The sequence below is a fragment of the Mesorhizobium sp. B2-8-5 genome (assembly GCF_006440675.2).
Classification (GTDB): Bacteria; Pseudomonadota; Alphaproteobacteria; order Rhizobiales; family Rhizobiaceae; genus Mesorhizobium.
Genome location: NZ_CP083951.1, coordinates 394,755 through 407,654 on the forward strand (window position 1 = coordinate 394,755; position 12,900 = coordinate 407,654).

At 63.3% G+C, this 12,900-nt stretch carries 12 protein-coding genes; 10 read left to right on the plus strand and 2 right to left on the minus strand.

Annotation, left to right across the window (positions count from 1 at the left end):
- Positions 1–16 precede the first annotated feature (16 nt).
- From FJ430_RS01850 to FJ430_RS01860, 3 genes are read left to right on the plus strand one after another with little or no spacing between them, the layout of a single operon-like run.
- Positions 17–877: a bifunctional allantoicase/(S)-ureidoglycine aminohydrolase gene (locus FJ430_RS01850; RefSeq protein WP_140702239.1), complete on the plus strand. Its 861-nt coding sequence runs from the start codon at positions 17–19 to the stop codon at positions 875–877.
- Entirely contained in the window at positions 874–1,365 is a 492-nt protein-coding gene (locus tag FJ430_RS01855) for an ureidoglycolate lyase (protein ID WP_140702237.1), read from the plus strand. Before FJ430_RS01850 ends, FJ430_RS01855 begins: the two co-directional genes overlap by 4 nt.
- A gap of 15 nt (positions 1,366–1,380) precedes the next feature.
- Entirely contained in the window at positions 1,381–1,974 is a 594-nt protein-coding gene (locus FJ430_RS01860) for a nucleoside deaminase (protein ID WP_140702235.1), read from the plus strand.
- A 10-nt stretch (positions 1,975–1,984) separates the two neighbouring features.
- Here the strand turns inward: FJ430_RS01860 and FJ430_RS01865 are convergent, their stop codons facing one another.
- Together FJ430_RS01865 and FJ430_RS01870 are read right to left on the minus strand one after the other, a co-directional pair.
- Entirely contained in the window at positions 1,985–2,296 is a 312-nt protein-coding gene (locus FJ430_RS01865; protein ID WP_140702233.1) for a BrnA antitoxin family protein, read from the minus strand.
- Positions 2,283–2,537, minus strand: coding sequence for a BrnT family toxin (locus FJ430_RS01870; RefSeq protein WP_140702231.1), 255 nt, complete (start codon positions 2,535–2,537; stop codon positions 2,283–2,285). The genes FJ430_RS01865 and FJ430_RS01870 overlap by 14 nt, the downstream gene beginning before the upstream one ends.
- 185 nt (positions 2,538–2,722) lie before the next feature.
- On the opposite strand from FJ430_RS01870, the gene FJ430_RS01875 reads away from it, so the two are divergent.
- From FJ430_RS01875 to FJ430_RS01905, 7 genes are all read left to right on the plus strand, one after another.
- A complete protein-coding gene (locus FJ430_RS01875) occupies positions 2,723–4,708 on the plus strand; it encodes a CocE/NonD family hydrolase (RefSeq protein ID WP_140702229.1) in 1,986 nt (661 codons plus the stop codon).
- Between the two features lie 147 nt (positions 4,709–4,855).
- Positions 4,856–6,445 (plus strand): ABC transporter substrate-binding protein, encoded by a 1,590-nt coding sequence (locus FJ430_RS01880; RefSeq protein ID WP_140702227.1) that lies wholly within the window; start codon positions 4,856–4,858, stop codon positions 6,443–6,445.
- Positions 6,446–6,545: 100 nt separating this feature from the next.
- Positions 6,546–7,505 carry an ABC transporter permease gene (locus tag FJ430_RS01885; protein WP_140702225.1) on the plus strand — a complete coding sequence of 320 codons (960 nt, stop codon included), beginning with the start codon at positions 6,546–6,548 and terminating at the stop codon, positions 7,503–7,505.
- Between the two features lie 58 nt (positions 7,506–7,563).
- The gene (locus FJ430_RS01890) at positions 7,564–8,385 is read left to right on the plus strand and encodes an ABC transporter permease (protein WP_140647142.1); all 822 of its coding nucleotides are present in this window, start codon (positions 7,564–7,566) and stop codon (positions 8,383–8,385) included.
- Positions 8,385–10,085: an ABC transporter ATP-binding protein gene (locus FJ430_RS01895; RefSeq protein WP_140702223.1), complete on the plus strand. Its 1,701-nt coding sequence runs from the start codon at positions 8,385–8,387 to the stop codon at positions 10,083–10,085. The genes FJ430_RS01890 and FJ430_RS01895 overlap by 1 nt, the downstream gene beginning before the upstream one ends.
- A gap of 115 nt (positions 10,086–10,200) precedes the next feature.
- A complete protein-coding gene (locus tag FJ430_RS01900) occupies positions 10,201–11,790 on the plus strand; it encodes an ABC transporter substrate-binding protein (RefSeq protein WP_140702221.1) in 1,590 nt (529 codons plus the stop codon).
- Between the two features lie 81 nt (positions 11,791–11,871).
- The gene (locus FJ430_RS01905) at positions 11,872–12,711 is read left to right on the plus strand and encodes an alkaline phosphatase family protein (protein WP_140702219.1); all 840 of its coding nucleotides are present in this window, start codon (positions 11,872–11,874) and stop codon (positions 12,709–12,711) included.
- The last annotated feature ends 189 nt before the right edge of the window (positions 12,712–12,900 follow it).

Sequence of the window (12,900 nt, forward strand, 5' to 3'; positions counted from 1 at the left end):
TGAGGGCCAGGACCCCATGGATATGATCAAGACTGCCGAGCGAACCTATTACGCCCCGCATGGCGGCCATCCCGGCCAGAACGAGCTCTTGACCGGCCGCGCCGTCTTCACTGAAGCCTATGCTGTCATCCCCAAGGGCGTGATGCAGGACATCGTCACCAGCCCGCTGCCGTTCTGGGACGAGACGAGGGCCTGGATCATCGCAAGGCCGCTGTCGGGCTTCGCCGAGACCTTTTCGCAATACATCGTCGAGGTTCTGCCCGGCGGCGGCAGCGGGCGGCCGGAACTCGATGCCGCCGCCGAGGGCGTGCTGTTCGTGGTCGAGGGCGAGCTCAGCGTATCGCTTGCCGGCAAAGAACACGTGCTTGCTCCCGGTGGCTTCGCCTTCCTGCCGCCATCCAGTGGCTGGACGGTGCGCAATGAAAGCGGCACTGCTGCCCGCTTCCACTGGATCCGCAAGACCTATGAGGCTGTCGACGGCCTCGACGCGCCGGAAGCCTTCTTCTCGAGCGACCAGGATGTGGCGCCGAGCCCGATGCCGGGCACGGAGGGGCGCTGGGCAACGACCCGCTTCGTCGACCCGGCCGACATGCGCCACGACATGCACGTCACCATTGTGACGCTGAAGCCGGGCGCGGTCATCCCCTTCGCCGAGACGCATGTCATGGAGCACGGGCTCTATGTGCTCGAAGGCAAGGCGGTCTACCGCCTCAACCGGGACTGGGTCGAGGTCGAAGCCGGCGACTTCATGTGGCTGCGCGCCTTTTGTCCGCAGGCCTGCTATGCCGGCGGCCCCGGTAATTTCCGTTATCTGCTGTACAAGGACGTCAACCGTCATGCCAGGCTTGGCGGCTATCTTGGGGGCAAGGCGCGGTGAGCCGCATCGTCGCCCGACCGCTGACCCGCGAGAACTTCGCGCCCTTCGGCGACGTCATCGACATGGGCGGCGACAACCGCTACCCGATCAATGCCGGCAAGGCGATGCGCTATCACGACCTCGCCACCGCGGAGGCGGCCGGACCGAATGCGCGCGTGCTGATTTCGATGGTGCGCGGTACGCCTTACGAAATGCCGCTGAAGCTCACCATGGTCGAGCGCCATCCGTTCGGCAGCCAAGCCTTCATCCCGCTGTCGCCACGCCCGTTCCTGGTGGTCGTCTGCCTCGACAGCGAGGATGGGCCGGGCGAGCCGCATGCCTTTCTCGCCGGTCCGGGACAGGGCATCAATTACCGCCGCGACCTCTGGCACAGCGTGCTGACGCCGATCGGCGAAGAACAGGATTTCCTCATCGTCGACCGCGGCGGCGACGGCTCCAATCTTGAAGAATTTTATTTCTCGCATCCATACGAGATCCACCTCTCCTGAAAGCTCGCGACTTCCATGACCGACATTTCGCTGATCGACCGCCTGCTCGACGTGATCGAGCACGACATCGTGCCCAAGACCGCCGAAGGCGTCGCCCATGGCAACAAGCTGTTCGGCGCCGCGATCCTGCGGAAGGACGACCGCTCGCTGGTGCTGGCCGAGACCAATAACGAGATCGAAAACCCGCTCTGGCATGGCGAGGTGCATTGCCTGAAGCGCTTCTACGAAATGCCAAAGGCCGAGCGCGTCGACACCAAGGACGCGCTATTCATAGCCACCCACGAGCCCTGCTCGCTCTGCCTGTCGGCGATCACCTGGACCGGCTTCGACAATTTCTACTACCTGTTCAGCCATGAGGATTCACGCGACAGTTTTGCAATCCCGCACGACCTCAAGATCCTGAAAGAGGTCTTCACCCTCGACCCCGGCGGCTACAATGCCGAGAACGCGTACTGGAAAAGCTTCTCGATCCGCAGGCTGGTGCGGGCGTTGCCGGAGGCCGAACGCAACCGTCTGGAAGCGCGCATCGGCGGGATTTCGACGCGTTATGAGGAGCTGTCGGGCGCCTATCAGGCCAGCAAGGCCGAGAACGACATTCCGCTGAACTGACGCGTATAGCCTACCTTACCTTCGCGTTTTTCAGCACTTCATTTATCCTTGCCTGCCAGCCCTTGCCGGTCGCCTTGAATTTTCTGACGACATCCTGGTCCAGGCGGATGGAGACGACTTGCTTTGGTTTCTCCAGGGTCGGTCGGCCACGGGAACGCCTTATGCTCTCGAAAAGCTCCGGGAGCACTTCCGCGAAAGGCTTGGCTTGTGTCAGCTGTGCGTCGGTCGCCTCCCCGTCCTCGGGATCAGCAGCAATCTGTCTTTGAATTTCGGCTTCCTCGGCATCGGTAAGCCGCCGAATGTGTGACTTAGTGTTGCTCATACACGGACCTTTCCTTTCGGCTGGCATGACGCATCGAGATCACCGAGATCGCTTCGTAACCAAGCGGCTTGAAGATCACGGCGAGAATGATCTCTCCAAATTCTCCAATCGCCTTCAGCCGACCGGCCTTGGCCGGGAGGACGATTGACGTGGCAAAAAACTCGATATCGAGATCGGAGAAGTCGAGACCCCGGTTTGCGAGGTTCGTCACCCGTTTTGGCTCATCCCAAACGATTTTCAGGCGAGATCATCCAGTGTGTCTGCGTCAGGCCACGTGAATAAACGTAATACACAAATTAATCGAGAGATACAAGAATAAGCTGGATGATCGGAGGGTGCGTTCGCTAACGACCCAGGTCGCATATTTCGCTGCTCCAGTCGCGAATGGCGATTGAAAGTCGCAGCGCAGCGGGGCGTTATGCGCCCATGAAAACCGTCACCGAATTTCCCCGCAAGGTCGTCGAATTTCCCGATATGGGCATCGTCATGCCGGACGGCTGCCGGCTGTCGGCGCGCGTCTGGATGCCCGAGGACGCGACGGACAATCCGGTGCCGGCGATCCTCGAGCACCTGCCCTACCGCAAGCGCGACGGCACCATTTTTCGCGACCAGCTCACCCATCCCTATTTCGCCGGCCACGGCTACGCCTCGATCCGCGTCGATATGCGCGGCAATGGCGATTCCGAAGGGCTGATGGACGACGAATATTCCGAGCAGGAACTGCAGGATGCCTGCGACGTCATCGCCTGGGCGGCGGCGCAGCCCTGGTGCAACGGCAATGTCGGCATGATGGGCATTTCCTGGGGCGGCTTCAACTGCCTGCAGGTGGCTGCGAAACAGCCGCCGGCGCTGAAGGCGGTGATCAGCCTGTGCTCGACCGTCGACCGCTATGCCGACGACATCCATTACAAGGGCGGCTGCCTGCTCTTGGAAAATTTCGGCTGGGCCTCGACGATGCTGTCCTATTCGTCGCGGCCGCCGGACCCGGCGATCGCCGGCGGCAATCGCTGGCGCGACCTGTGGCTCAGCCGGCTGGAGAACCAGTCTTTTCTCCTGCCGCTCTGGCTCAGCCACCAGCATCGCGACGCCTATTGGAAGCGCGGCTCGATCTGCGAGGATTTTTCAGCGGTGAAAGCGGCCGTGCTGTCGATCGGTGGCTGGCATGACGGCTACCGCAACACCATCTCCAATCTCGTCTCCGGCATCCAATCGCCGGTCAAAGGCATCGTCGGCCCCTGGATCCACAAATACCCGCATTACGCCGGGCCCAATCCGGCCATCGGCTTCCTGCAGGAGGCGTTGCGCTGGTGGGACCACTGGCTGAAGGGCGCGGAGACCGGCGTCGAGGCCGATCCGGACTATCGCGCCTATGTCATGGACAGTGTGCGGCCGGCGCGCTGGCATCCCGAGCGGCCGGGCCGCTGGGTCGCGGAACAGGAATGGCCGTCCTCAAACATCAAGGTCGAGGCGATCGAACTCATTTCCGCGGGCGCAAAGCCGTCGATTGTCGCGTCGCCGCAGACCTGCGGGCTTGCCGGCGGCGAGTATTTTCCCTTCACCTTCGGACCGGAATTGTCGGGCGACCAGCGTCCCGATGACGCGCTTTCGGTTTGTTTCGACCAGCCTGAACTCGGCGAGGCGATCGACATCGTCGGGGCGCCGGAGCTCGAGGTCCGGGTTGCTTCCGATCGACCCCAGGCCAACATCGCGGTGCGCCTCTGCGACGTGCATCCCGATGGGGCCTCGGAGCTGATCTCCTATGGTGTGCTCAATCTCACGCACCGAAACTCGCATGAATTTCCGCAAGCGCTAATTCCCGGCGAGATGGTTTCGGCGCGCGTCGTGCTCGACCAATGCGCCTACCGGGTGCCGGCCGGCCACAAATTGCGCATCGCCGTTTCGACCGCCTATTGGCCGATGATCTGGCCCTCGCCGGAGTCGGTGCGGCTCGATCTCGCGAAGGCGACGCTGAAGCTGCCGTTGCGCCCGCTGGCGAAAGGCAATGAGGTTTCGTTTCCAGAGCCGGAAGGCGCGACACCCTGGGCGACCGAGACGATCTGGCCGGCGAATTCCGAACGCCATGTCGGCCGCGACGAGAAGACCGATCTTGTCACGCTTTCCATAACCGACGATTTCGGCGAGGTGCGCGACCTCGACCATGGGCTGGTCAATGGCAGCATCGTGCGCGAGACATGGACGATCCATCCCGATGACCCGCTGTCGGCCACCGGAGCCACGCATTGGACGCAGACATTGTCGCGCAATGAATGGTCGGTGCGGACCGAAACTTTTGCCGAGATGCGATCGGACGCCGCAAACTTCATCGTCAGCGCGAGAATCGAAGCCTATGAGGGTGAAAAACTGGTCTTCGAGCGCGGCTTCGAGCAGGCGATTCCCCGCGCCCTGGTTTGAGCCAGGGCAGATTGGGCCAAATGCGACGTGCGATTTACGCCACGGTATGTCGCATTCGGTCTTGCCTGCCGCTTTCCCTTACGGTCATTATCTCCTCCAATAGCAAGAAACGACCCTAAGGTCGGATATCCAGAGTGAGGAACCGTAATGTCTAACGAACTCGACTATCTCAGCCGGCGAGTCGCGGCCGGAAAACTTAGCCGTCGCGATTTTCTCGGTCGCGCCGCGGCGCTCGGCGTCGCCGCCACCGTTGCAAACTCGCTGCTCTCCAAGGCCGTTCGTGCGGCCGGTCCGGTCAAAGGCGGCACGTTGAAGGCCGGCCTGCAGGGCGGTGAATCCACCAACAGTCTCGATCCGGCGACCTTCCTTAGCCAGGTTCCGTTCGCCTTCGGCAAATGCTGGGGCGAAACGCTGGTCGAGCTCGCGCCGGGCGGCGGCGTCGAATACCTGATCGCCGAAGAAATCGGCTCTTCGGACGACGCCAAGACCTGGACGATGAAGATCCGCAAGGGCGTCCAGTTCCACAACGGCAAGGAAGTAACGCCGGACGACGTGGTGGCGACGCTGAAGCGCCACAGCGACGAGAAGTCAAAATCCGGCGCGCTCGGCGTCCTGAAGAGCATCGACACCATCAAGGTCGATGGCGGCAATGTCGTGGTCACGCTGAAGGACCCGAATGCCGACATGCCTTACCTGATGGCGGACTATCACCTGATCATCCAGCCGAATGGCGGCATGGACAAGCCGGACGCTGGCATCGGCACCGGGCCGTACAAGATCACCGGCAACCAGCCCGGCGTGAAGCACACCGCCGCGCGTTTCGACCACTACTGGCAGCCCGACAAATACGGCCATGCCGATCAGGTCGAGATCGTCGTCGTCAACGATCCGACGGCGCGCATGGCCGCGCTCCAGGGCGGCCAGGTCAACATGATCAACCGCGTCGAGCCGAAGATCGTCGACCTGGTCAAGCGGCTGCCCGGCGTCACCATCCGCGCCGCCTCGGGCCGCGGCTTCTATCCCTTCAACATGTTCTGCGACACCGCGCCCTTCGACAACAACGATCTCAGGATGGCGCTGAAGCTCGCCATGGACCGCGAGGAGATGCTGACCAAAATCCTGCGCGGCTACGGCGAGGTTGGCAACGACATGCCGGTCAACAAGGCCTACCCGCTGTTCGCAGGCGATTTCGAGCAGCGCAAGTTCGATCCGGAAAAGGCGGCCGCGGCTTACAAGAAGTCGGGCCATAGCGGCTCGATCCTGCTGCGCACCTCCGACGTCGCCTTCCCGGGTGCCGTGGACGCCGCCCAGCTTTATCAGCAGAGCGCGGCCAAGGCCGGCATCAAGATCGAGATCAAGCGCGAGCCGGGCGACGGTTACTGGACCGAAGTCTGGAACAAGCAGCCCTTCTCGCTCTCCTACTGGGGCGGCCGTCCGACCCAGGACCAGATGTATTCGACCGCCTATCTGTCGACCGCCGACTGGAACGACACCCGCTGGAAGCGCCTGGACTTCGACAAGATGGTGCTTGCGGCGCGCGGCGAGCTCGACGAAGCCAAGCGCAAGAAGATCTACCGCGACATGGGCGAGGTCATGCGCGACGAAGGCGGCCTGATCGTGCCGTTCTTCAACCAGTTCGTCGACGCGACCGGCAAGGGCGTCGAAGGCTGGGTCGACAACCCGGCGCAGGAACTCAGCAACGGCCATGCCCTGATCGAGTGCTGGCTGCAGGCCTGATGAAGGATAAGGGAAGGGCTGGCGCAGGCCGGCCCTTCCCCGTTTTCATGACCCGCCCGAAAGGCGGGCGTCGTCCCTTCTTCACCGTTGCAGGTAGCCGATGTCGTCTCCGATCCTGAGATTGGTCGCTCAGCGCATCTTGCTGGGCCTGGTTCTTCTTTTGGCCGTTTCGGTGCTTATCTTCGCCGGCACGCAGATTCTGCCGGGCGACGTCGCCCAGGCGATCCTCGGCCAGTCGGCGACGCCGGAGGCGCTGGCGAACCTGCGCGAACAGCTCGGGCTCAACGATCCGGCGTGGCTGCGCTACGTGCACTGGCTCTGGGGCATCCTGCATGGCGACTTCGGCACGGCGCAGTCGAGCGGACTGGACATCGCGACCTCGATCAGCACCCGGCTGAAGAACACACTGTTCCTGGCGGCTTGCGCCGCGATCGTCGCCGTGCCGCTGGCGATCGTCCTCGGTCTGATCGCGGTGCGCTACCGCAACGGCTTCGTCGACAAGCTGATCTCCGGGCTGGCGCTGGCCTCGACCTCCTTCCCGGAATTCTTCATCGGCTATGTGCTGATCTATTTCTTCGCCGTGAAATGGCAGATCTTCCCCAGCATCTCGACGGTGGATGACTCAACTCCCTTCCTCGAAAGGTTGCAGGCCGTCGTGCTGCCCGCGACCGCGCTGACACTGGTGGTGCTCGCCCATATGATGCGCATGACGCGCGCGGCGATCCTCAACGTCATGCAGTCGGCCTATATCGAGACGGCAGAATTGAAGGGACTGAAGGCCTTCGACATCATCCGCAAGCATGCTTTCCCGAACGCGATAGCGCCGGTCGTCAACGTCGTCATGCTCAACCTCGCCTATCTTATTGTCGGCGTCGTGGTGGTGGAGGTGATCTTCGTCTATCCGGGCATGGGACAGTATCTGGTCGACCATGTCGCCAAGCGCGACGTGCCGGTGGTGCAGGCGGTCGGCCTGATCTTCGCCGCGGTCTACATCACGCTCAATATCGTCGCCGATATCGCCGCCATCGTGGCCAATCCGCGGCTTAGGCATCCGAAATGACGGGGGCATCCGAAATGACGGACCGGATGCGAGACGACCAAAGGGGGAACTGAGGCGAATGGCGCTACGACAAATCCCGTTCACCGCCTGGGTCGGGCTTATCCTGACCGGCTTCTTTGCGTTCTGCGCCATCTTCGCGCCCTGGGTCGCGCCGCACGGCAATGGCGAGATCGTCGGCGACGTCTGGGAGCCGATGTCGGCCGCCCATTGGCTGGGCACCGACAATCTCGGCCGCGACCTTATCTCGCGCATGATCTACGGCGCGCGCATCACCATGGAGATCGCGGTGGCGGCGACTGCGCTGTCCTTCTCGCTGGGCTCGATCCTCGGCTTCACGGCGGCTGTCTTCGGCGGCTGGTTCGACACGCTGCTGTCACGCTTCGTCGACCTATTGATGTCGATCCCGACGCTGATCTTCGGCCTCGTCGTGCTATCGGTGTTGCCGACGACCACGCTGACGCTGATCCTGGTCATGGGCATTCTGGACTCCACCCGCGTCTATCGCCTGTCGCGCGCGGTCGCCGTCGACATCAACGTCATGGACTTCGTCGAGGCGGCCAAGCTGCGCGGCGAAGGCAAGGCCTGGATCATCTTCCGTGAGATCCTGCCCAATGCGCTGTCGCCGCTGGTGGCGGAGCTTGGCGTGCGCTTCATCTTCGCCGTGCTCTTCCTGTCGGCGCTGTCCTTCCTCGGGCTTGGCGTGCAGCCGCCGGATTCGGACTGGGGCGGCATGGTCAAGGAAAACAAGGACGGCATCGTGTTCGGCATTCCGGCGGCGCTGATCCCGGCCGCGGCGATCGCGGTGCTGGCGATCTCGGTCAACCTCGTCGCCGACTGGGTGCTCAACCGCACGACGAGCCTGAAGGGAGGACGTGGCTGATGGCTGGCAACCAAGCAAAGTCTGGGCAAGCAAAGTCCGGGCAGGCGAAGTCCGGGCAGGCAAGCTCGGGCAAGCTCCTCGACATCCGCAACCTGCGCATCGAGGCGACCGTCTATCCGCCGGGCGAGACGCCGAAGACCATCACGCTGGTCCACGATGTCTCGCTGACGCTCGAAAAGGGCAAGGTGCTCGGCCTGATCGGCGAATCCGGCGCCGGCAAATCGACCATCGGCCTGTCGTCCATGGCCTATGGCCGCGGCGGCGTGCGCATCACCGGCGGCGAGGTGATCCTCAACGGCCGCGACATCATGAAGGCCGGACCAAGGGGCGTGCGAGCGCTGCGCGGACGCGAGGTGTGCTATGTCGCGCAGTCGGCGGCGGCGGCGTTCAATCCGGCGCACAAGCTGATCGACCAGGTGGTCGAGGCGACCCTGCTGCATGGTACCGCGAACCGCGCCGAGGCCGAGAAGCGGGCCATTGCGCTGTTCAAGAAGCTTAGCCTGCCCAACCCTGAAACGATCGGCGAGCGCTACCCGCACCAGGTCTCCGGCGGCCAATTGCAGCGCGTGATGACAGCGATGGCGCTCTGCTCGGAGCCCGACCTCATCGTCTTCGACGAGCCGACCACGGCGCTCGACGTGACGACCCAGATCGACGTGCTTGCGGCGATCAAGGACGCCATCCGCGACACCCATGTGGCGGCGCTCTACATCACCCACGACCTTGCCGTCGTCGCCCAGGTCTCGGACGAGATCATGGTGCTGCGCCACGGCCGGCTGGTGGAGTGGGGCGGCACGCAGCAGATCATCAAGGAGCCGCGCCAGGAATATACCAACGCGCTGGTTTCGGTGCATGAGATCGAGCACCAGGAACAGCAGCCCGGCGCAACGCCGTTCCTGTCGGTGAAGAATGTCACCGCCGCCTATGGCGGCGGCCATGTGAAGGTCCTGAAGAACGTCTCGGTCGACATCTATCCGGGACAGACGCTGGCCGTCGTCGGCGAAAGCGGCTCCGGCAAGTCGACGCTGGCGCGCGCCATCACCGGGCTTTTGCCGCCCGAGCAAGGCACGGTGACCTTCGATGGGCGCCCGCTGGCCAACCGGCTTTCCGACCGGCCGAAGGAGGATCTGCGTCAATTGCAGATGATCTACCAGATGGCCGACGTGGCGATGAACCCGCGCCAGACGGTCGGCACCATCATCGGCCGGCCGCTGGAGTTCTATTTCGGTATGAAGGGACGCGAGCGCGACAAGCGCGTCGCCGAACTGCTCGACGAGATCGAGATGGGCAAGGGTTTCGTCGACCGCTATCCGGCCGAGCTGTCCGGCGGCCAGAAGCAGCGCGTCTGCATCGCCCGCTCGCTCGCCGCCAAGCCGAAGCTGATCATCTGCGACGAGGTGACATCGGCGCTCGATCCGCTGGTCGCCAACGGCATCCTGAAGCTGCTTCTGAACCTGCAGCAGCACGAAAAGGTCGCCTATTTGTTCATCACCCATGACCTGGCGACGGTGAAGTCGATCGCCGATTCGATCGCGGTGATGTATCGCGGCGAGGTCGTGCGCTACGGCTCCAGGAGCAAGGTGCTGACGCCGCCCTTCGACGCCTATACGGACCTGCTGCTCTCCTCCGTGCCGGAAATGGAGATCGGCTGGCTGGAGAAGGCGATCAAGGGCCGGCGCATGGCGAGCGCCGGAAATTAGCCCACGAAAGTCAGCCCGGACCAGAAGCTGTCATGCGGCTGCAATGCGCAGCAGGAAAGATCGGCCGCGGGCGGGTAGAGCCCGCAGCAAACCAATCTCAAAAAGGGGGCAGGACATGCAGACCGAACTCGACCATCTCGCCGCACTCGCCGGCAAGGGCAGGATCTCGCGGCGCGATTTTCTCGGCCGCGCGGCGGCGCTCGGCGCCTCGGCGGCGCTGGCTGCGACGCTGGCTGGCAAGGCTTTTGCCGCGACGCCGGTGAAGGGCGGTATCATCAAGGCCGGCCTGCAGGGCGGCGAATCGACCAACAGCCTCGATCCGGCGCTGAACCTCAGCCAGGTGACCTACAATTTTTGCAAGCAGTGGGGCGAATTCCTCGTGCGGCTGACGCCCGAGGGCGGCGTCGAGAACCTGATTGCCGAGGAGATCGGCGCCTCGGCCGACGCCAAGACCTGGACAATGAAGATCCGCGACGGCATCGAGTTCCACAACGGCAAGACGGTAACGGCGGAAGACGTTGTCGCGACGCTCGAGCGCCATGCCGACGAGAAGTCGAAATCCGGCGCGCTCGGCGTTCTGAAGAACATCAAGACCATCAAGGCCGATGGCAAGGACGTGGTGGTGACGCTCGGCGACGCCGATGCCGACTTCCCCTATCTGATGGCCGACTACCATCTGGTCATCCAGCCGAATGGCGGCAAGGACAACCCGAATGCCGGTATCAGCGCCGGCCCGTACAAGGTCAGCGTCAACCAGCCCGGCGTGAAGCATGGCGGCGAGCGCTTCGCCAATTACTGGCGCGGCGACAAGGCCGGCCATGCCGACCAGATCGAGATCGTCGTCATCAACGATCCGACGGCCCGGCTTGCGGCGCTGCAGGGCGGCCAGGTGCATCTCATCAATCGGGTCGAGCCCAAGGTCGTCGACCTGGTGAAGCGCATGCCGGGCGTCAGCATCGAGAACGTCGCCGGGCGCGGCTACTACCCGTTCAACATGTTCTGCGACACCGCGCCCTTCGACAACAGTGACCTCAGGATGGCGTTGAAGCTGGCGATGGACCGCGAGGAGATGCTGGACAAGATCCTGCGCGGCTATGGCTCGGTCGGCAATGACTTCCCGATCAACGAGGCCTATCCGCTGTTTTCCTCCGACATCGAGCAGCGCAAGTTCGATCCCGAAAAGGCGGCCGCGGCCTACAAGAAGTCGGGCCATAGCGGCTCGGTCCTGCTGCGCACCTCGGACGTCGCTTTCCCCGGGGCTGTGGACGCCGCCCAGCTCTACCAGCAGAGCTGCGCCAAGGCCGGCATCAAGATAGAGATCAAGCGCGAGCCGGGCGACGGTTACTGGTCGGAAGTGTGGAACAAGCAGCCGTTCTCGCTCTCCTACTGGGGCGGCCGGCCGACGCAGGGCCAGATGTATTCCACCGGCTATCTGTCGACCGCCGACTGGAACGACACGCGCTTCAAGCGGCCTGAATTCGACAAGATGCTCTACACGGCCCGCGCCGAGCTGGACCAGGCCAAGCGCAAGGCGATCTATCGCGACATGGCTATGCTGATGCGCGACGAAGGCGGCCTGATCGTGCCGTTCTTCAACCAGTTCGTCGACGCCGCCAACACCAAGAAGGTCAGCGGCTGGGTGAAGAACCCGAATGGCGAGATGATGGACGGCTATGCGCTCAACGAGTGCTGGCTGAACGCCTGATATCGGGCTATCCAAAAGAGCGCCGCGTGTCCGCGCGACACGCGGCGCTTCTGTTTTCGATGCATGATCATGGGAACCGCCGTGGCGCTCAAATCCAAACTGCTGCTCATCATCCTCGACGGCGTGCCCTACCGGAACTGGCGCCGGCTGATGGGCAACCTCGAGGGCTGGGCGCAGTCCGGCGAAGCGCAGGTCTGGAAGATGCGTTCGGTGCTGCCGTCGACCTCGGCCTGCTGCTACGCCTCGATCCACACCGGGGTCACGCCGCAGGTGCACGGCATCCTTTCCAACGAGAACCGCTTTCGCGTCACGCAGCCGGATATCTTCTCGGAAGTCAGCAAGGCCGGCGGCAGGACGGGCGCCGTGACCCATTCCTACTGGTCGGAATTCTTCCGCTCGTACCCGTTCGACCTGGTCGAGGACATGGAATTCGACGAGCCCGATGGGCCGATCACGCATGGCCGCTTCCACACCATGACCGGCTACAATCTCAAGAACCAGATGACGCCGAGCGACGTCGACCTGTTCGCGACGCTGACCATGCTGGCGAAGCGCCACGGCATCGATTACGGCATCCTCCACACCTGCACGCTGGACTCGATGGGCCATCGCTTCGGCCATGACTGTCACGAGATGGACCATGCCTGCTACGCGATGGACGCGATGCTGGCAGCCTTCCTGCCGCAATGGCGCGCAGCCGGCTATGAAGTGATCGTGACGGCCGACCATGGCCAGACGGACCGCGGCCATCATGGCGGCCATGACGACGAGATGCAGGATTTCGCGCTCTATTATTTCGGCCCGGCGAAGGGGCCGCAAGCCGACACGCTGCTCGATCAGCTGCAGCTCGCGCCGACGGTGCTGAGCCGGCTTGGGGTGGCGATACCCGAGACGATGAAGGCGAAGGTGTTCTTGGTTTAGTTCCCCCTTCTCCCGTTGCAACGTTGGAGATCGGCGAAGGCCAAGCAACTTCGTCATCCACGGGCGGAGCGAGAGCGAAGCGGACGCGCAGACCCGAGGATCCATTCCATGATCTCGCGCGACGGGTGCAACTGAGAAAGTTCTGCAACGGGATCAATGCCTTGACGTCACGGAATGGATCCCAGGGTC

What these genes read in the sequence shown, in the direction of transcription:
- FJ430_RS01880 (WP_140702227.1), top strand. Translation starts at nt 4,856, where the DNA reads ATGTCTAACGAACTCGACTATCTCAGCCGGCGAGTCGCGGCCGGAAAA.
- FJ430_RS01885 (WP_140702225.1), top strand. Translation starts at nt 6,546, where the DNA reads ATGTCGTCTCCGATCCTGAGATTGGTCGCTCAGCGCATCTTGCTGGGC.
- FJ430_RS01900 (WP_140702221.1), top strand. Translation starts at nt 10,201, where the DNA reads ATGCAGACCGAACTCGACCATCTCGCCGCACTCGCCGGCAAGGGCAGG.
- FJ430_RS01895 (WP_140702223.1), top strand. Translation starts at nt 8,385, where the DNA reads ATGGCTGGCAACCAAGCAAAGTCTGGGCAAGCAAAGTCCGGGCAGGCG.
- FJ430_RS01860 (WP_140702235.1), top strand. Translation starts at nt 1,381, where the DNA reads ATGACCGACATTTCGCTGATCGACCGCCTGCTCGACGTGATCGAGCAC.
- FJ430_RS01890 (WP_140647142.1), top strand. Translation starts at nt 7,564, where the DNA reads ATGGCGCTACGACAAATCCCGTTCACCGCCTGGGTCGGGCTTATCCTG.
- FJ430_RS01850 (WP_140702239.1), top strand. Translation starts at nt 17, where the DNA reads ATGGATATGATCAAGACTGCCGAGCGAACCTATTACGCCCCGCATGGC.
- FJ430_RS01865 (WP_140702233.1), bottom strand. Translation starts at nt 2,296, where the DNA reads ATGAGCAACACTAAGTCACACATTCGGCGGCTTACCGATGCCGAGGAA.
- FJ430_RS01875 (WP_140702229.1), top strand. Translation starts at nt 2,723, where the DNA reads ATGAAAACCGTCACCGAATTTCCCCGCAAGGTCGTCGAATTTCCCGAT.